We start from the raw sequence: 18986 nt of genomic DNA, 5'->3' as shown, positions 1-18986 counted from the left end.
TAAAACTTCAGCTTCTCCGTCAGGTCCTGCCGATGAAACGATTCACCCCAAGACTGGTCGCTTTGCTTGCGACCCTGGTTTTCATGATCAGCGCCCCGTTTGCTGCCTTCGCGCAGCAGCAGGGACTGGAACTGGACATCGTCGGCGGCAATGCCGCCGCGTTGCCGATCGCGGTGGTGCCGATGCCCTACCAGGGCAGTGCGACCGCGCCGGAGACCGATGTCGCGGCGGTGATCGCTGCCGACTTGAATCGCTCCGGCCAGTTCCGCAGCCTGCCCGAGTCCGACCTGGTCGAGCGACCCACCAGCGGCGCCGAGGTGAATTACCCGACCTGGCGTGCACTCAACCAGGACTACCTGGTGGTGGGACGGGTCGTGGACGGCGGCAGTGGCAGCTACCGGGTCGAGTACGAGCTGTTTGATGTCGCCACCCAGCAACGCCTGCTGGGCTTCGCGATGACCGCCCGGGCCAATGCGATGCGCGATGTCGCCCACCAGGTCGCCGACGCCATCTACGAGAAAATCCTCGGCGTGCCGGGTGCGTTCTTCACCCGTATCGCCTATATCACCGCCACCGGCGTGGGCCCGACGGCCAGCTTCTCGCTGATGGTCGCCGATTCGGACGGCTACAACCCGCAGACCGTGGTCAGCTCGCCCGAGCCGCTGATGTCGCCATCGTGGAGCCCGGACGGAAGCAAGTTGGCGTACGTCAGCTTCGAAAGCGGCAACTCGGCCATCTACATCCAGGACATCAATACCGGCAGCCGCGAGGTGGTGTCCAAGTTCCGTGGCATCAATGGCGCGCCGGCGTTCTCCCCGGATGGCAGCCGCCTGGCGTTGACGCTGTCGCGCAGTGGCAACCCGGAGATCTACGTGATGAACCTTGGCAGCCGCGCGCTGACCCAGCTGACCAACCATTTCGGCATCGATACCGAGCCGACCTGGAGCGCCGACGGCAGCTCGCTGTACTTCACCTCCGACCGCGGCGGTGCGCCGCAGATCTACCAGGTGTCCGCGGGCGGCGGCAGCGCCAGCCGGGTAACGTTCCAAGGCAACTACAATGCCAGCGCAACGGTTTCGATGGATGGCAGCAAGATTGCCGTCGCCCAGGGTGCGGGCAATACCTACCGCATCGCGATGATGGACTCGAGCCTGGGGTCGGCACGCTGGAGCACGCTTTCCCCCGGCTCATTGGACGAGTCACCCAGCTTTGCCCCAAATGGCGCGATGATCATCTATGCTGCTCGTGAAGGCACGCGTGGGGTGTTGTATGCCGTATCGTCCGATGGCCGGGTGCGCCAGCGTCTGGTACTGGCGGACGGCAACGTGCGCGAGCCAGCCTGGGGGCCATTCCGTACACCGCGCTGATGTCCTCCTGATCAGCTGACATCCTTTATCCACCGCGTTCTCCCACAGTTCCATCTGTCCCAGCCATGACGAGGAAACCATGATGAATACCACCACGCGTTTATTGATGACCGCTCTTTTTTGCGTCGCTGCAGTCGGCTGTTCCAAGAAGGTCAAGGAGGCTCCGCCGGAGACTCCGGTCACCACCGCCCCCGCCACCGACACCACCCCGACGATGCAGGGCGCGTATGGCCCCGGCGACCTGGATACCGATGCTTGCCTGCGCCAGCGCGTGGTGTACTTCGACCTGGATCGCGACGCGCTGCGTCCTGAGTTCCAGGCCCTGGTCGGCTGCCACGCCAAGTACTTGCGTGACCGTCCTTCCTCGCGCATGACCCTGGAAGGCCACGCCGATGAGCGCGGCAGCCGTGAGTACAACCTTGGCCTGGGCGAGCGTCGCGCCAATTCGGTGTCCTCGGCGGTCCAGGCCAACGGCGGCTCGGGCAGCCAGCAGACCGTGGTCAGCTACGGCGAAGAGCGTCCGGTATGCACCACCTCCAGTGAGGATTGCTGGGCCCAGAATCGTCGCGTCGAGATCATCTACACCGCGAAGTAATAAAGGCAATCCATGATGCGCAAGTTGTCAATTGCAATTGCGACATCGCTGGTTGCAGCGGCGGCCCTGGTGGCCGCCGCACCTGCTTCTGCCCAGCGCATGAGCCTGGCTGAGCGGGTGTCCCTGCTGGAACAGCAGGCGGGCAACAACCAGGCGACCGTCGACCTGTTACGCCAAGTCAACCTGCTCAAGGAAGAGGTGACCGCGCTGCGGTCCCAGGTCGAGCAGCTCCATCATCAGCAGGAACAGCTCCAAGGTACCGCCCGCGCCCAGTATCTCGATCTGGATGGCCGCATCAACCGGCTACAGGGCGGCGCTGGCACGTCGGAGTTGGGCACGCCGGGAGCGGCCCCTGCCAGCGACGTGGATCCTCAGGAATCCGATGCCGACGTGGCGGTTCCTGTCGACAGCACCCCGGCCATCTACGGAGATCCGGGCAAGCTGGACCAGACGGCCGGCGAGCGCGAGGCCTACGATGTCGCCTTTGACGCGTTGCGAACCGGCGAGTACGTCGAGTCGGCGCGACTGTTCCATTCCTTCCTTGGCCACTACCCGGGTGGGGCCTACGCGCCCAATGCGCTGTACTGGCTGGGCGAGAGCTACTACGTCACCCAGAACTACCAGCTCGCGCTGGAGCAGTTCGAGGCGTTGCTGCAGCGTTACCCGACCCATGACAAGGCGCCGGGCGCGATGCTCAAGGTGGGCCTGTCACAGCAGGGCCTGGAGCAGCCCGACGCGGCAGAGCGAACCCTCACCGAAGTTACCGAACGTTATCCCGGCACCGACGCCGCGCGGATTGCCGCTGACCGTCTGGGCGCCATCCAGCTCGGCCGCATCCAATAATGGAAACGGTCGCGGCAGGGCTTCGCTTGCTCGGCTAAAATGGCGCGATGAACGTTGTTCCCCCCCAGGCGCCCAACGCGGCGCCGGAGCGCTTGCGGCTTACCGAGATCTTCCTGTCGCTGCAGGGCGAGTCGCGCAGCATCGGCTGGCCCACGGTATTCGTGCGCCTGACCGGTTGCCCGTTGCGTTGCCAGTACTGCGATACCGCCTACGCCTTCCATGGTGGCCAGTGGTGGGACTACGACACCATCCTGGCCGAGGTGGCGCGCCACCAGACCCGCCACGTCTGTGTCACCGGCGGCGAACCGCTCGCCCAGAAGCGCTGCATCGGCCTGCTGCAGCGGCTGTGCGAGGCCGGTTACGAGGTGTCGTTGGAGACCTCCGGGTCGATCGACATCAGTCAGGTCGACGCGCGGGTTTCGCGGGTGCTGGACATCAAGACACCCGGGTCGGCCGAGGTCGATCGCAACTTGTGGAGCAACATCGCCCTGCTGACCGCGCACGACCAGATCAAGTTCGTGATCTGCTCGCGTGAGGACTACGACTGGGCGAAGACCGTGGTGGCCGAATACCGGTTGGACGGGATTTGCGACGTGATGTTCTCACCCAGTTTCAGCCAGATCAGTCCGCGTGAGCTGGCCGACTGGATCGTGGCCGACCATTTGCCGGTGCGCTTCCAGTTGCAGCTGCACAAGATCCTGTGGGATGACGAGCCCGGTCGCTGACCCGGACTCGTCTTTCCTTGTTGTCACTCAAGAAGACCAACCATGAAAAAAGCCGTTGTACTGCTCTCCGGGGGGATGGACTCCGCGGTCGTCGTCGCCATCGCCCGCGAACAGGGCTTTGCCGTGCACGCATTGAGCGTGAACTACGGCCAGCGCCACACCTCCGAGCTCGCCGCTGCCGCCCGCGTGGCGACATCACTGGGCGCGGTCGCGCACAAGGTCGTCAGCGTTGACCTGGGTGCCATCGGCGGCTCGGCGTTGACCGATGAGGCCATCGCAGTGCCGCTGGACGAGCCTGCGGGCGCCGACGCCATCCCGGTGACCTACGTGCCGGCACGCAACACGATCATGCTGTCGGTCGCACTCGGCTGGGCCGAGGTTCTCGACGCGGCCGACCTGTTCTGCGGCGTCAATGCCGTGGACTACTCGGGATATCCCGATTGCCGTCCCGAGTTCATCAGCGCTTTCGAGAAGCTCGCCAACCTGGCCACCAAGGCCGGTGTCGAAGGGCCCGGGCTGCACGTGCATGCACCATTGCAAACCATGAGCAAGGCCGACATCGTGCGTGAAGGCCTGCGCCTGGGGGTCGATTTCGCCGACACCGTATCGTGCTACAAGGCCGACGATGAGGGCCTTGCCTGCGGTCACTGCGACGCTTGCCGGTTGCGCGCGGCGGGCTTCGCCGGTGCCGGGGTTGCCGATCCGACCCGTTATGTCTGAACCCGCCCATGCGCCTCGCACCTGAGCGCCCAGTTGCGTTAGAATTCACGCCCCCGGCGCAAGGCCGGGTCGCGTGGGCCGTTAGCTCAGTCGGTAGAGCATCGGACTTTTAATCCGCTGGTCGATGGTTCGAATCCATCACGGCCCACCAATCAGATCAACGGCTTAGGCCGACTTCGCATTCGGCCTTCGTCGTTCTTGAATCGCGTAAACACGATCTAGTAACGGAACGCTCTCGGTGTGGCCAGTGCTCGACCAGGCTCGAACTGTCATAGCGCGTGGCGCGGTCGAGGAGGGTGGATACGTTGCTGAGGTAACATGCAAACGTTTGGGGATATAAACGTTTGAGCGCGCAGGGACTGCTTGCGCCCATTGATAAAGGCGCTTGCTGATGTCGAACAGGAACGACGCTGTCGTACATAACACCGAAGACAAGGGCTGGTGGTGCCATCACGGCTTGCAGCTAGAGCAAGCCTTCGTAGGGCTCTGCAACAGCCACCTGAAAATCCCAGCCATGGAGAATCCTGAAAAGGCCACGAATCCATATGCGCCTGACCTTGTTGTCGAGGGAGTCATTTCAGACTTGAAGGTGCAAAACACTCCATTTTTTGTCTCGTCCCGGTACGGCCTGGATCCAAGGCGCACCGTCACGTTCAATCGAAAGGACTACGAGCGCTACACAAACCTCTATCCCGACATCAACATTTATTTTTGGGTTGATTGGACGCAGACTGAGTCCAAGTACGGGAGAGTTGACTACTTGGCAGGTATCTACAGGCTCCCGTTTGCCCGAGTCGCCGGGTTGATCGAAGGCGGAGCGCCCGAGCACAATTACATCCACCGTATGAACGACACGCAAGGCAATGCGAAATCGTCGTTCCTCCTTGATCTAGGGCAGTTCGAAACTCTGCTTGAGAAGAGCTCTCGCTCTGCTTGACGGTGCTCCAGGTGTGGGGTAATCCGCTGGTCGATGGTTCGAATCCATCACGGCCCACCAGTTTTCGCATCACGCCACGTCGCAATCCAGCAACTGCTGCAGCACCGCCTCGCCATAGCGCTCCAGCTTGCTGGCGCCGATGCCGGGAATGTGGCTCAACTCGTCGAGGTCGCCGGGGTCGGATTCGGCAATGGCGCGCAGCGTTGCGTCGTGGAAGATCACGTAAGCGGGGACGTTCTGCTCGCGGGCCATTTCAGCGCGCCATCCACGCAGCGAGCGGAAGCGCGCCGCAGGCTCGGGGGCGAGGTCGATCGGCGCGGGTGCGGAGCCGCTGCGATTGCGGCGCCCAGCCGGTTTCGGCGCGTCCCGACGAAAGCGCAGTTGGCGCTCTCCGCGCAGCACCGGCCCGGCGTCATTGGTCAACCGGAATGCACCATGACGTTCGTGGTCGGCTTCCAGCAGTCCGGTGGCCACCAGTTGCCGGAACACGCTGCTCCATTGCCGCGCATCCAGGTGATCGCCGATCGCCCAGGTGCTGAGCTTGTCGTGGCCATGCTGCGTGACCTTGTCGGTCGCCGTGCCGCGTAACACGTCAATGACATGGCCGGCGCCAAACCGCTGTCCGGTTCGATAGACACACGACAAAGCCTTGCGCGCCACTTCGGTGGCGTCCCAGCTCTCCGGTGGATTCAGGCAGTTGTCGCAGTTGCCACAGGCGCCAGGATGGCTTTCCGCGAACCAGCCCAGCAGGGCCTGGCGGCGACACTGCGTCGACTCGCAGTAACCCAGCAAGGCATCCAGCTTGCGCAGCTCCAGTCGCTTGCGTTCGTCACTGGCCTCGCCCTGGTTGATCAGCATGCGCAGGTTGACCACGTCACCCAGGCCGTAATTCAGCCAGGCCTCGGCCGGTTCGCCATCGCGTCCGGCACGGCCGGTTTCCTGGTAGTAGCCCTCGATCGACTTGGGCAGGTCGACATGGGCGACAAAGCGCACGTCGGGTTTGTCGATGCCCATGCCAAACGCAATGGTGGCGACCATCACCACGCCGTCGGCTTGCAGGAAGCGGCGCTGATTGGCGGCGCGCTCGGCCGCGGGCATGCCGGCGTGGTATGGCAGGGCGTCGATGCCGGCTGCCTGCAGTTGCTCGGCGGTCTTGTCGACCCGCTTGCGTGAGAAGGCGTAGACGATGCCGCTGTCGCCGCGATGGTCGGCGAGGAAGTCCAGCAGGGCGCGCTGGCCGCTGCCGTCTTTCTGTGCGACCCGGTAGCGGATGTTGGGCCGGTCGAACGAGCTGACGAACTTGCGGGCATCTTCCAGTGCCAGGCGCTCGGCGATCTCGCGTCGGGTGGGCTCGTCGGCGGTAGCGGTCAGGGCGATGCGCGGGATGTCGGGCCAGCGCTCGTGCAGGATGGTCAGTTCACGGTATTCGCGGCGGAAGTCGTGGCCCCATTGGGAGACGCAGTGGGCTTCGTCGATCGCGAACAAGGCGATACCCGGGCCGGCATGAACGCGGTCGAGCAGGCTCAGGCAGCGGCCGCTCAGCAGGCGCTCGGGGGCGACGTAGAGCAGGTCGAGTTCGCCGGCGAGCAGCTCGCGTTCGATCTCGGCGGCGGTGGCGGCGTCGAGGGAGGAATTGAGGTAGGCCGCGCGCACGCCGAGCTGGCGCAGGGCTTCGACCTGGTCCTGCATCAGGGCGATCAGCGGTGAGACGACCACGCCGCAGCCGTTGCGCAGCAGGGCGGGGAGTTGGTAGCACAGCGACTTGCCGCCGCCGGTCGGCATGAGGACGAGGGCATCGCCGCCGTTGACCAGGCAGTCGATGATCTCGGCCTGTTCGCCGCGGAATTCCGGGTGGCCGAAGGTGGTGCGAAGCAGGTCGAGTGCGGCGTTTTCCATGCGTCACAGGGTAGCAAGCGCGGGTCTCGGGGATGCTCGGAGAAGTCCGCTTTGGTCGGTCGGGGCTTGCCTGATGGCTGGGGCGCGCATGAAAACAGCAACAGCAACAGCGGTGGAGTGCGTGGGCTTCGGTGGGGCGCCGCCCTGTCCGGGCATTGCTACTCGGTTCGGGCGGCCCGCTCCGCGGCCCGGCCCGGCGCAGCGCGCCGGGCGTTCGCACAGACGCGCGGCAGTGCCGCGCAGGCTGCCTGTGCTCACCCATGGCCGCACTCACCGCCGTGCGCCATCCATGGCGCACTCTCCGCAATACCCGGACAGGACGCCGCATCGGCGTTTGGATTTAGCGGCTTCGCTCTTTCTTGCCGAAAACGAGGGCAATTGGGCGGGAGTCGGGCTGGGGGGGATTGCGGAAAGCCGGCCATGGATGGCCGGCGGCCCCGAGTCAGGGCAGGGTGAGTGCAGGCCTGCTTGCGCGGCACTGCCGCGCGGCCTGCGCGAACGCCCGGCGCGCTGCGCCGGGCCGGACCGCGGAGCGGCCCTGATCGAGGGGAGTAGCAATCCCCCCCAGCCCGGCTCCCGCATCTACCGCGTAATCGGGCTTACTGCAGCAACGAACGCAACATCCAGGCGTACTTCTCGTGGGTGTGCAGACGCTGGGTCAGCAGGTCGACGGTCGGGTCGTCGCTGGCATCGTCGGCGGTCTTGAGCACCTTGCGCGCGGTGCGACAGACCGCTTCGTTGCCGACGGTCAGCTGGCGCACCATCTCCTTCCAGTCGGGGATGTCGGACAGGCCCGCCTCTTCCGGGATTGACGACAGTTCGATGAACTCGGCATACGAGCCCGGGGCGTTGTAGCCCAGCGCGCGAATGCGCTCGGCAATCTCGTCCAGCGCCGTCCATTGCTCGGTGTACTGGGTCTCGAACATCAAGTGCAGGGCGTTGAACATCGGCCCGGTGACGTTCCAGTGGAAGTTGTGGGTCTTCAGGTACAGCGTGTAAGCATCGGCAAGGAAGTGGGCCAGGCCGTCGGCGATCTTCTTGCGATCTGTATTGCTCAGGCCGATATCAATGGCTGGAGCGCCCGATGCCGGCTGGGCGGATGTCGCGGCCTTGTTCTTCTTGGCGGGTTTGGTGGCTTTGGTGGTCTTGCCGGGCTGGGATCTGGCCATGGTTTTTTCCTCTGGTGGATGTTGCGGTGACAATAGGGCACCGCGCACGCGGTTGAAATATGCAATTTCTTGCGAAGGATCAATGAAGCCTACCGGTGTTCCCGACAAGACGGCGTCACGACGCGTTGGTTCAAAGCCAGCTCGCTCATCACGGGCCGGCTCGACACCGCCTCGCCCGAAACCGGCCGACTCCAAACCGACCGGCGCTGACGCGGCCGCACTGGACCAGGCGCGCCGCAGCATTGACGCGACCCTGAGCCGGGATCGCGGTCGCCTGCATGGCCTGTGGTCGCGTTGGCGTGCAAAGCCATCCGACGTGACCGCGCGCGCCGCATTCGAGAAGGCCCGGGACAGCTCGCTCAGTCAGTGTCGCCAGCGCGCCGCCCAGTTGCCGCAAGTACCGGTCGATCCGTCGCTGCCGATTGCCAGCCAGGCCGAACGCATTGTCGCGCTGCTGCGTGGACACCAAGTGGTGGTGATTGCCGGTGAGACCGGCTCGGGCAAGACCACCCAGTTGCCGAAACTGTGCCTGGCGGCCGGGCGTGGCGCGGCTGGCATGATCGGTTGCACCCAGCCGCGCAGGATTGCCGCGCGAGCGGTCGCCAAACGCGTTGCCGAGGAGTTGCACACCCCGCTCGGCGGCCTGGTCGGCTACCAAGTGCGGTTCAACGAGAAGGTCAGTGAATCGACTGCGATCAAGTTCATGACCGATGGCATCCTGCTGGCCGAGATCCAGTCCGACCGCTGGTTGTCGCGCTACGACACGATCCTGATCGACGAGGCGCACGAGCGCAGCCTGAACATCGACTTCCTGCTCGGCTACCTCAAGCAGCTGTTGAAGAAACGTCGCGACCTGAAGGTCATCGTGACTTCGGCCACGATCGATACCACCCGGTTCTCCGAGCACTTCGATGACGCGCCGGTGGTTGACGTGGAGGGGCGCGGACATCCGGTGTCGGTGCGTTACCGGCCGCTGGAAGGTGAGGGTGACCGTGACGGCGAGCGCAGCATCAACGACGGCATCGTTGCCGCTTGCGATGAGATCACCAGTGAGGATCCTCGTGGCGATGTGCTGATTTTCCTGCCCGGTGAGCGCGAAATCCGCGATGCGCACCACGCGCTGGAGCGCCGCAAATACCGCCATACCGAGGTATTGCCGCTCTACGCGCGGCTGTCGGTGCGCGACCAGGACCGGGTGTTCAACCCGGGCCCGCAGCGGCGGATCGTGCTGGCCACCAACGTCGCGGAGACTTCCTTGACGGTGCCGCGGATCCGCTACGTGGTCGATCCCGGGGTGGCCCGGATCAAGCGTTACAGCCCGCGCAGCAAGCTGGATCGCCTGCGTATCGAGCCCGTCAGCCAGGCCAGTGCAGACCAGCGCAAGGGCCGCTGCGGGCGGGTGTCGGAGGGCACCTGCTACCGGCTCTACAGCGAGGCGGATTTCGAATCACGCCCGGCCTATACCGATCCTGAGATCCGCCGTGCTGCACTGGCCGGAGTAATCCTGCGGATGTTGTCATTGGGTCTGGGCGATATCGACGACTTTCCGTTCCTGGAGCCCCCCGAGCCGCGCGCGGTGGCCGATGGCTGGCAGCAACTGGGCGAGCTGGGGGCGGTGGAGGTCGCCAGCGACAAGGCCGCGCGCAACCAACTGACCGCAACCGGGCGATTGATGGCGCGGATGCCGGTGGACGTCAAATTGGCACGGATGCTGGTCGCCGCGAACGCCTGCGGTTGCCTGCGCGAGATGCTCGTGATCGCGTCGTTCCTCGGCATCCAGGACCCGCGCGAGCGTCCCGCCGACCAGCGTGCCGCCGCCGACAACGCCCACGTCCGGTTCGTTGACTACAACTCGGAGTTCGTCGGCACCCTGAAGCTGTGGGCGGCCTATCAGGAAACCCATGAAGCCTCCACCCAGTCGCAGCTACGGCGCTGGTGCGAGAAGAACTTCCTCGGTTTCCTGCGCATGCGCGAGTGGCGCGAACTTCACCGCCAGTTGAAACTGATGGCGGACGAACTCGGTTGGGTGCAGTCGTCGCACCAAACGCCGGAACTCGATGCCGGCGCCTACGCCAACCTGCATCGCGCGCTGATCGCCGGCCTGCCGACCCAGATCGGCCACCGGGTGCCGCCGGCCGAGAACAAGGCGCCCGGCAAGGGGCCCGGCACGAAACCCGGCGAACGCAAGCCGGCCGCGGTCTACGACGGCCCGCGCGGGCGCAAGTTCCAGCTGTTCCCGGGCTCCTGGCTGATCCGCAAGCCGCCGCCGTGGGTGCTGTCGGCGACCCTGCTCGACACCGAAAAAGTCTGGGCGATGAGCAACGCCTCGATTGAGCCGCAGTGGGCGATCGACGAGTTGCCGCACCTGCTCGCGCGTCGTCACCATGACCCGCGTTGGTCGCGCTCGCAGGGCCGGGTGCTGGGCAGCGAGCAGGTCAGCCTGTTCGGTCTGGTGCTGGCGCCCAAGCGTCCGATCCACTACGGCGGGCTGTACCCGCAGGAGAGCCGCGCGATCTTCGCTCGCGACGCATTGGTCACCGGTGAGATCAACACCCGCAGTGTGTTCCTGGCGCGCAACCTGGCGATGCTTGACAAGGCGCGCGAGGAGGAAGCCAAGCAGCGGCGCGCCGGACTGGTGGTCGACGAAGACTGGATGGCCGACTGGTATCTGCAGCGGTTGCCGCCCGATGTCCACAACGCCCAGGCACTGGATGCCTGGTACGGCAAGCTGCCGGCAACGCAGAAGGCCACGCTGGAGTGGGCGCTGGATGACCTGCTGGTCGGCGATGAGACCGATGCGACGCGCTTTCCACCACAGATCGCGTTGGGAGAAGCGCAGCTGACGGTCAGCTACCGCTTCGAGCCGGGTGCGCCCGATGACGGAATGACGGTTTCCGTCCCGCTGCACCTGCTCAACGCGCTGGATCCGGCGCGGTTGGGCTGGTTGGCGCCAGGTTTCACCCAGGACAAGGCCATCGCCCTGATCAAGAGTTTGCCCAAGGCCCAGCGTCGCAATTTCGTCCCCGTACCGGATTTCGCCAAGGCCTTTCACGAAGCGCACCCCGGGCCGGAGCCCGAGCCCTTGACCGGCGTGCTTGCGGGTTTCCTGAAGCAGATCACCGGCGCGGCAGTCACCGCCGACGAGTTTGACGAGTCCGGCCTGGAGCCGCACCTGCGCGTCAACCTGCGGCTGCTGGATGTGCCGGGCAAGCGCGGCGAAGCCGTGGTGCTGGCGGAGTCGCGTGACCTGGGCGAACTGCGCGAGCGCTTCGGGGAGCGCTCCACGCGCGCTTTCGCCGCACACGCTGCCGATGGCCTGGGCCAAAACGGGCTGGTCAGCTTCCCCGACGATGCCATCCCGGCCAGCTTGCCAGGCGCGGCAGGCATGCCGGCGTATCCGGCGCTGCACGATGACGGCGACAGCGTGTCGCTCCAGGTTCATGCGGAACGCGAGATCGCACTGCGGCATCACCCCGCTGGCGTGCGCCGGCTGCTGTGGCTGGCGCTGGGCGATGCGCGCAAGCAGGCACGCAAGCAATTGCCGATATCGGCCAAGACGGGTCTGTTATATGCCGCCATCGAGTCGGCCGCGCCGCGGGAGAAAGGCAGTCGCGATGGCGATCATCTGCGCACCGACCTGGTCGATGGCGCCTTTGCCGCGCTGGTGGCGGATGGGTTGGACGAGATCCGCGATATCGCGGCGTTCACGGCGCGCCGCGACGCCGTGGCCAAGCGGCTGTTCGCCGAATCCATGGAGCGCTTGCAGCAAGCGGAGATCATTCTTGCGGCGGTGTCGCAGGCGCGCGCCAGCCTGGAATCGCCGCTGATGGGTTGGGCGGGCGCCAATCTGGATGACATGCGTGGGCAGTTGGCGGGATTGACGCCGCCGGGATTCCTCGGCGACGTGCCAGCGCCGGCCCTGACCGAGTACCCGCGCTACCTGAAGGCCCTGGCGCTACGCGGGGAGCGTGCCTTGCGCGACCCGGTGCGTGATCAGGCTCGGATGCTGGAACTCAAGCCGTTCGCTGATGCGCTGGCGGCTGCAAACGCCAGCGGCGAAGCCGACACAACGCCGTGGCAGGCGTTGCGTTGGGACCTGGAAGAGCTGAGGGTGTCGCTGTTTGCCCAGGAGTTGGGGTCGCGCGGCGTGTCGCCGAAGAAGCTCGCCGCGCGCCTGGCGCGGTTACGTCCGTAGCGTGGACGACAATCGCGTGCCGGGCATACGTTGGCGGTCGGCCTACTTGACCCGCTCCACCTTCGCGCGGGTGTTGTAGCCCTCGACCCGCAGGTACCAGATACCGCCAAACATGCCGGGCGTGATGGTTATCTGGGGGTTGTCCAAATGCACGCCGACCAGCGATGCATTATTGGTCTGGCGCCACACCTGGCCGTTGTCCAGGGTGTACTTGAGACCTTCGCGGAATCCATCGAACTCGCCTTGCAGATGCGCGATCACCGGCTCGCTGGAGCGGTTGGCGGCGAATCCGCGTTGCTCCTGCTTTACCCGTTCCTCTGCGACCTTGGTGGCCTTGTCGGTCTCGGTATCCAGGGTGCGGTTGAGCCAGTTGTTCAGCTGGGTCAGTTGCACGGGCGTGAGCTGGTCAAGGCCGGCCGCCTGGAACTGCTCGGCGGTCATTTGCTGCTCGATCCGGGTGGCGTCCTGGGCCGACGCGAATGGGGCCAGCAGAAGCAGGCCGGCCAAGGCAATCGGACGGAGGCGATACAAGGCAGGGCCGTTGCGTTCAGTCGTTTGCATGAGTTGTTCCTGTGGGTGTTTGGCCGCTAGTGTAGACACTCTCCTGCACACAGATGAACCGATACCGCGATGAGCACTTCGCGACCCACTGCGCCCAAGGCGGGTGTTCCGGTGGCCAATGCGGCCGCGATCTCCGCGCCGGCAGCCGCGTTGGCGGCGTTGCTGGGGCAGGCGCCTGCAAACACCATTGAGCCGGCGTTGCTGGTGGCGATGGTGCAGGCGGTGGCAACGGACGCAACCGTCGCCGACGATCCACGCGACCCGCCCGACACGGTCGCGAAGATGCTGACGGCGCTGCAGCGACTGGGCGCCGATAGCGACAGCCTCGCCGCGGCGATCCTGCATACGTATCCCGGCCTGCAGGCGCGGATCAGTGAAACGCTCGAACGCGACTTCCCGTTGATTTGTGCCTTGCTGGAAGGCCAGCGTGCGGCCGGCCAGGTATGGGCGCTGCATGTCGAGCAACAGGGACGTGGCAGCAGTGAAGGTTTGCGCCGCTTGTTGCTGGCGATCGTGCGCGACATGCGGGGAGTGCCGATCCTGCTTTCCCGGCAGTTGGCCCGCATGCAGCAAGCCGATACGCTGCCAGCTGAGCGGCGTACCGCGTTGGCCACGCTCACCCGCGACATCCACGCTCCGCTGGCCAATCGACTGGGCATCTGGCAACTGAAATGGGAGCTGGAAGACCTCGCGTTCCGTTACCTGCATGAAGACACCTACCAGCAGATCGCACGTCTGCTGGCCGAGAAGCGCCGCGACCGGGAAAGCTACATCGACCAGGTCCAGAAGACCTTGCGCGCCGCACTGGGCGCCCACGGGCTGGAGGCCGATATTGCCGGCCGGCCAAAGCACATCTACAGCATCTGGAAGAAGATGCAGCGCAAGCAGGCGCCGATCAGCGAGCTGTACGACCTGCGTGCTGTACGCATCCTGGTCGACGACGTGGCGGCCTGCTACGCCGCGCTCGGAGTGGTGCACGCCACGTGGGTGCCGATCTCCAGCGAGTTCGATGACTACATCGCCCGGCCCAAGCGCAATGACTACCGCTCGCTGCACACCGCGGTGATCGGGCCGCAGGGCAAGACCCTGGAAGTGCAGATACGCACCTTCGACATGCACAGCCAGGCCGAGCTGGGCGTGGCGGCACACTGGCGCTACAAGGAAGGCAGCGGCGGCGACGCTGCATTCGATCGCAAAATCGCCTGGATGCGAAAACTGCTGGAACCGGCTGCCGGGACGGGTGCCGATGACGCGGCCCTGGCCGGCGAGCTGGATGCCGAGCTGGTCGAGGACCGGGTTTATGTGCTGACGCCCAAGGGCGAGGTGATCGACCTGCCGGTGGGTTCCACGCCGCTGGACTTCGCCTATCGGGTGCATACCGAGGTCGGACACCGTTGCCGCGGCGCCAAGGTGGATGGGCGCATCGTGCCGCTGGATCACCGGTTGAACAGTGGTGACCGGGTCGAGATCAAGACCGCCAAGACCGGCGAGCCGCGTCGTGACTGGCTGATCGAGTCCAACGGCTTCCTTGCCAGCAGCCGGTCGCGCGAGAAGGTGCGCAACTGGTTCCACAAGCTGGATCGTGGTCGCAACGAGATCGCCGGCAAGGAGTTGCTGGACAAGGAGCTGCGTCGGCTGGGTTTGCTGGGCGCCGACCTGGCACCGGCACGTGAGCGTTTTGCATTGGCCAACGATGGTGACCTGCACGTGCTGGTCGGCCTGGGTGACCTGGGGCCGCATCAGGTCGGCCGGATATTGCTGGAGCATGAACGTGCCAGGGCCACTCCCGCGCCGACCCCGGAGGTCGTCGCCGCCCCGGCCAGGCCGCCGCGCAACAAGGCGCGCGACTTTACCGTGCAGGGGCTCGACAACCTGCTGGTGCAACTGGGTCGTTGCTGCCAGCCGTTGCCCGGCGAGCCCATTGCCGGCTACCTGACCCGTGGGCGTGGCGTTACCGTGCACCGTGACAGCTGCGCGATGTTCCAGCGACTGGCCGAGAAGCAGCCCCAGCGCATCCTGCCGGTGGAGTGGGGTGCCAGTAGCGGTTACGAGGTGGATGTGGAAGTGGTCGCGGTGGATCGAAAATGGTTGCTCAAGGAGGTCACCAACGTGATTGCCCAGGCCAACGTGCATGTCGGCAGCATCCGCAGCGACCTGCAGCGAAACGGTGCCCGCGTCCGGATCCGGATGCGGCTGCGGGTAGGCGACTTCGGCCAGCTCTCGGCACTGTTGGGAAAGCTTTCCGCGCTACCCGGGGTGGAGCACGCCCAGCGCAGTTGATGCAAACCGGGTGACCGGGCGGACTATGCTGCTGTCATGCCTCTGCGCTCACCCCGAAACAATCGCAATGATGACCACAGGCCGCGCGTCCCTGCTTGGCATCGCTGGCTGGCATTGGCGTTGGCGGTGGGCGGGCTGTCAGTGTTGCTGTTGGCCCGCCAACCGATATCGCAGTGGTTGTGGCCGGACACGCGTGTCCAGCAATTACGCATCGATGCCGCCCAGGCGCTGCGAGCCGGAGAGCTGAGTCGCGCAGACGGGCGTGGCGCACGCGAGCTGTATGAAGCCGCGTTGGCGCTGGATCCCGATCGGATTGGTGCGCGCGACGGGCTGGCCGCGGTCGGCAACGCCGCATTGGCACGTGCCGGATCGGCAATTGACCAGGGACATTCGGCGGAAGCGCGCGACGCATTGCAGTTGGCCCGCGACCTGGCCGTGCCAACGGCGCAGGCCGATGCGCTGGAGGCGCGGCTGCGCAGGCTGGAAGTGGATGCCATCGGGGTGGATCGGCTGCTGAGCGAGGCGGTCGTGGCGCGCGGCATGGGTCATCTTGACGGCGATGCGGCTGCTGCGCTGCCATTGTTCGAGCGCGTGCTGGCACTGCAACCCAACAACATCGCGGCGTTGGAGGGCCGGGAGGACACCCTGGCCGACCTGCTGCAACAGGCGCGCAAGGCCGTGGGCGATGCCGAGTTCGGCCAGGCGGCGAGCCTGGTCGCGCGCGTGCAGGCGGTGGATCCCGGTCACGTCGACCTGCCACAAACCCTGGCCGAACTGGGAGCCGGGATCGAGCGTCGGCTGGCGAAAGCGGATGATGACCTGGCGCGAGGTGAGCTGGCGGCGGCGCTGGCTGGCTATGACCAGGTTGCGACGATCGATCCCGGCAACGCCGAGGCGGCTCGCGGTCGGATCCGGGTGGCCGATGCACATGCCGCACGCAGTCGACGCTACGCTGCCGACTTTCAGCTTCGGCCAGCGCAAGCCGAGTTGCTGGCGGCCGAGGCGATCGCACCGCAGGCTGCCGCGGTGGTCGCAGCGCGGCGATACCTGACCGAGGCGCGGGTGTCGCAGGCACGTTTCAACGATGGCGTGCCGTCCGCCGCCCAGCGCCGCCGCGTGCTTGACCTGCTGGCTGCTGCCGGGGCCGCTGAAGCGCGCGGCGACCTGCTGTTGCCGCCGGGCGAGAGCGCCTATGACAAGTTGCGCACCGCGCGCGCCATCGCACCGCAGGAGCCGGCGGTGCTCGCCATGGCGGCACGCCTGCGTCCGGCGGCCTGGAAGTGTTTTGAGCAGGCATCACCGCGCAACCAGCTGACGACCGCAGGCGCCTGCCTGGACGCCTACGCGGTGCTGGAAGGCGATGACGGCGCCGTGCGGAAAGCGCGCCGGCGGCTGGCATTGCGCTGGATTGCGGTGGGTGACGAGCGTCTGGGAGCAGGCGAGCTGCCGGCCGCGCGACACGCCCTGGACACGGCGCGCGCGCTGGATCCACTCGCAGAAGGCATGGAGGCTTTCGCCCACCGCGTGCGCGCCGCCTCGGTGGTGGCCGACTAGTCCCGACCCAACAGCACTTGTTGCACCACGGCGCGGCCAGCGTCCAGCGAGAAGTGCTGCTCGACGTTGGCGCGGCCGTTATCGCCCAGTTGTTGCCACAAGGCGCCGTCGTGATAAACGCGCAGGACGGCGGTGGCGAAATCGGCGGCATCGTCGGCCACCAGCACGTCCTGGCCGGCACGCAGATGCATGCCTTCGATCGCGCAGGTGGTGGCTACCACGGGCTGGCCATGAGCCATGGGCTGGTTGATCTTGCCTTTCACCCCCGCGCCGTAGCGCAGTGGTGCGACTGATAGCCGTACTTCGGCCAGGTACGGGGTCAGGTTGGGCACGTGTCCATGCACGATGACCCCCGGTGATGTCGCCAGTGCCGCAACCTCGGCGGTCACGTCGCCGCCGATGCAGTGGAATTGCAGATCCGGCTCATGGGCTCGCAGCAACGGCCAGACCGATTCGACGAACCAGCACACGGCGTCCACGTTGGGAGGATGGCGAAACCCGCCGACGAACATCAGGTCGCGGCGCTCCTCGAAAAGCAGGCCGTGGCCACCGCTGCTGTGCAGGTTGGACAGCACCTCCACACGGGCCCGCGGAGCGTCCTGGGACAGTAGTTTGCGCTCGACCTCGCTGACCACCAGCGTCGCGTCGCTGCGGGCGATGACGCCCAGCTCCAGGGTGCGGGTACGCTCGGCGGCGCGGGTCCGGGCCGGGTCGTTGGCCAGCTCGCCGCCCCGGCGCTCGCGCAGGTAGTGCAGGTCGACGGTATCGAGCACCACCCGCGCCTGCGGTGCGTACCTGCGCAGCAGTGGCAGCATCTCGCGCATCACGTAGTGGCGGCAGACGAGCACGCTGTAAAAGCGCGCGCCGTGCTCGGCCAGCCATTTCGGCAGCCGCGCTGCGAATGGCACGTACCAGACCTCGACCCCCAACTGCTGCAAGGTGCGGGTGTAGTCGCCATCGTGGTCGCGGTCGGCCGGCATGAACACCACGTGCGCGCCCTCCTCGCGCAACATGCGCATCAGGTTGACCAGTCGCAGCGACCCGGAGTCGCGGTCCGGACGCGGTGTGAGCGCGTCGATGACCAATACGGTGCGTGAGTACAGCCGGTCGGTCAGTCCAGCCGCGGCGGCGGTATGCCCAGGGTGGTCGGCCAGCAGTGCGTGCCAGCGCTCCCGGAAATACTGCTGGTTGCGCACCTGGTAGGCCTTGACGCCATGGCGCGTATCGGTGCCGGCGGTTGCGCCCTCGGCGTGCACCACCTTGGACGCGGGCTGGTACAGCACCTGCAACCCGCGTGTACGCACCTGCATGCCCAGGTCGGTGTCTTCGTAGAATGCCGGCGCGTAACGGTTGTCGAACCCGCCCAGTGATTCCAGCAGTTCCCGGGGCAGGGCGATGGCCGCGCCGGAGCAGTAGTCCACGCGGCGGACATAGTTGAAGGCGCAGTGGTCGGCGGCCTCCAGCCGGCCGAGCTTGTCGGCGGAGCCGTCCTTGCGCACGATGCCGCCGGCCTCCTGCAAGCGACCATCGGGATACAGCAGTTGCGCGCCGACCAGTCCGGTACCTGCATGCTCGTCGAAGGTCGCCAACAGCGCGTCCAGCCAGCCCGGTTGCGGAACCGTGTCGTTGTTGAGGAACACCACGAACTCGCCACGAGCCTTCGCCAGGCCGTCGTTGCAGGCGGCGACGAAACCGCCATTGTCGACACGGCGGAAGTAGCGTAGCCCGTCCACTTGCGTCAATGCTGTGGCCGTTTCGTCGGAGCTGCCGTCGTCGACGACGATGATCTCCACCGGCAACCCGGGCGGGTGCGTGGCCAGCGCGCGCAGGCACCCCAGGGTGTGCGGAAACTGGTTGTAGACGGGAATCACGATGCTGGCGACGGGCGCCTGGCTGGCAGGCACCGCGAAGCCGGCGAAAGGCGTCGGCGAGGGAAGGTACAGATCGCTGCGCGGCGCTGGCCGGCCCCGCCGCAGCTGCTTAAGCACGCGCTGCCACGAAGCATGAAGGCCCCGGGTTCGCAAACTGGTCAGCCCGCGTTGGATCAGGCCGGTGCTGCGATCGAACAGAAACCGCAGGTCGGCCCGCGACATCGCCATGCTTTACAACTCCGGCAGTAGGGAAAAGCGCGTCGTACGCTATCG

Annotated in this window: 13 protein-coding genes and 1 tRNA gene; 10 read left to right on the top strand and 4 right to left on the bottom strand. The window is 66.1% G+C overall.

The features are described 5' to 3' along the window. The first annotated feature begins 32 nt into the window (after positions 1–32). From tolB to ACW5DN_RS08810, 7 genes are all read left to right on the top strand, one after another. Positions 33–1367 carry a Tol-Pal system beta propeller repeat protein TolB gene (gene tolB / locus ACW5DN_RS08840; protein WP_456962321.1) on the top strand — a complete coding sequence of 445 codons (1335 nt, stop codon included), beginning with the start codon at positions 33–35 and terminating at the stop codon, positions 1365–1367. An 82-nt stretch (positions 1368–1449) separates the two neighbouring features. Next, positions 1450–1962, top strand: coding sequence for a peptidoglycan-associated lipoprotein Pal (gene pal, locus ACW5DN_RS08835; RefSeq protein WP_456962320.1), 513 nt, complete (start codon positions 1450–1452; stop codon positions 1960–1962). A gap of 15 nt (positions 1963–1977) precedes the next feature. Then, positions 1978–2805 carry a tol-pal system protein YbgF gene (gene ybgF / locus ACW5DN_RS08830; protein ID WP_456962319.1) on the top strand — a complete coding sequence of 276 codons (828 nt, stop codon included), beginning with the start codon at positions 1978–1980 and terminating at the stop codon, positions 2803–2805. Positions 2806–2852: 47 nt separating this feature from the next. After that, positions 2853–3530: a 7-carboxy-7-deazaguanine synthase QueE gene (queE, locus tag ACW5DN_RS08825; RefSeq protein ID WP_456962318.1), complete on the top strand. Its 678-nt coding sequence runs from the start codon at positions 2853–2855 to the stop codon at positions 3528–3530. A gap of 42 nt (positions 3531–3572) precedes the next feature. After that, a complete protein-coding gene (gene queC, locus ACW5DN_RS08820; protein ID WP_456962317.1) occupies positions 3573–4250 on the top strand; it encodes a 7-cyano-7-deazaguanine synthase QueC in 678 nt (225 codons plus the stop codon). 75 nt (positions 4251–4325) lie between these two features. Next, positions 4326–4401, top strand: a tRNA-Lys gene (locus ACW5DN_RS08815). Between the two features lie 240 nt (positions 4402–4641). Continuing rightward, positions 4642–5187 carry a hypothetical protein gene (locus ACW5DN_RS08810; RefSeq protein WP_456962316.1) on the top strand — a complete coding sequence of 182 codons (546 nt, stop codon included), beginning with the start codon at positions 4642–4644 and terminating at the stop codon, positions 5185–5187. A 69-nt stretch (positions 5188–5256) separates the two neighbouring features. On the opposite strand, the gene recQ is transcribed toward ACW5DN_RS08810, so the two are convergent. After that, positions 5257–7083 carry a DNA helicase RecQ gene (recQ, locus tag ACW5DN_RS08805; RefSeq protein ID WP_456962315.1) on the bottom strand — a complete coding sequence of 609 codons (1827 nt, stop codon included), beginning with the start codon at positions 7081–7083 and terminating at the stop codon, positions 5257–5259. A gap of 599 nt (positions 7084–7682) precedes the next feature. Continuing rightward, complete coding sequence (locus ACW5DN_RS08800) at positions 7683–8252, bottom strand: Dps family protein (protein ID WP_456962314.1); 570 nt, start codon at positions 8250–8252, stop codon at positions 7683–7685. Positions 8253–8334: 82 nt separating this feature from the next. On the opposite strand from ACW5DN_RS08800, the gene hrpA reads away from it, so the two are divergent. Continuing rightward, positions 8335–12447, top strand: coding sequence for an ATP-dependent RNA helicase HrpA (gene hrpA / locus ACW5DN_RS08795; protein WP_456962313.1), 4113 nt, complete (start codon positions 8335–8337; stop codon positions 12445–12447). A 42-nt stretch (positions 12448–12489) separates the two neighbouring features. Here hrpA and ACW5DN_RS08790 read toward each other — a convergent pair whose 3' ends face one another. Continuing rightward, positions 12490–13008: a hypothetical protein gene (locus ACW5DN_RS08790; RefSeq protein ID WP_456962312.1), complete on the bottom strand. Its 519-nt coding sequence runs from the start codon at positions 13006–13008 to the stop codon at positions 12490–12492. A gap of 69 nt (positions 13009–13077) precedes the next feature. Between ACW5DN_RS08790 and ACW5DN_RS08785 the strand changes: the two genes are divergently transcribed. Together ACW5DN_RS08785 and ACW5DN_RS08780 are read left to right on the top strand one after the other, a co-directional pair. Beyond that, positions 13078–15288, top strand: coding sequence for a RelA/SpoT family protein (locus ACW5DN_RS08785; RefSeq protein WP_456962311.1), 2211 nt, complete (start codon positions 13078–13080; stop codon positions 15286–15288). A gap of 36 nt (positions 15289–15324) precedes the next feature. After that, complete coding sequence (locus ACW5DN_RS08780; protein WP_456962310.1) at positions 15325–16842, top strand: hypothetical protein; 1518 nt, start codon at positions 15325–15327, stop codon at positions 16840–16842. On the opposite strand, the gene ACW5DN_RS08775 is transcribed toward ACW5DN_RS08780, so the two are convergent. Continuing rightward, positions 16839–18941: a glycosyltransferase gene (locus tag ACW5DN_RS08775; protein ID WP_456962309.1), complete on the bottom strand. Its 2103-nt coding sequence runs from the start codon at positions 18939–18941 to the stop codon at positions 16839–16841. The genes ACW5DN_RS08780 and ACW5DN_RS08775 overlap by 4 nt on opposite strands. Positions 18942–18986 lie beyond the last annotated feature (45 nt).

Source organism: Lysobacter sp. A289, assembly GCF_054072675.1.
The sequence above is the reverse complement of the archived record's forward strand: the minus strand, read 5'-3'. Positions and strand labels throughout refer to the sequence as shown.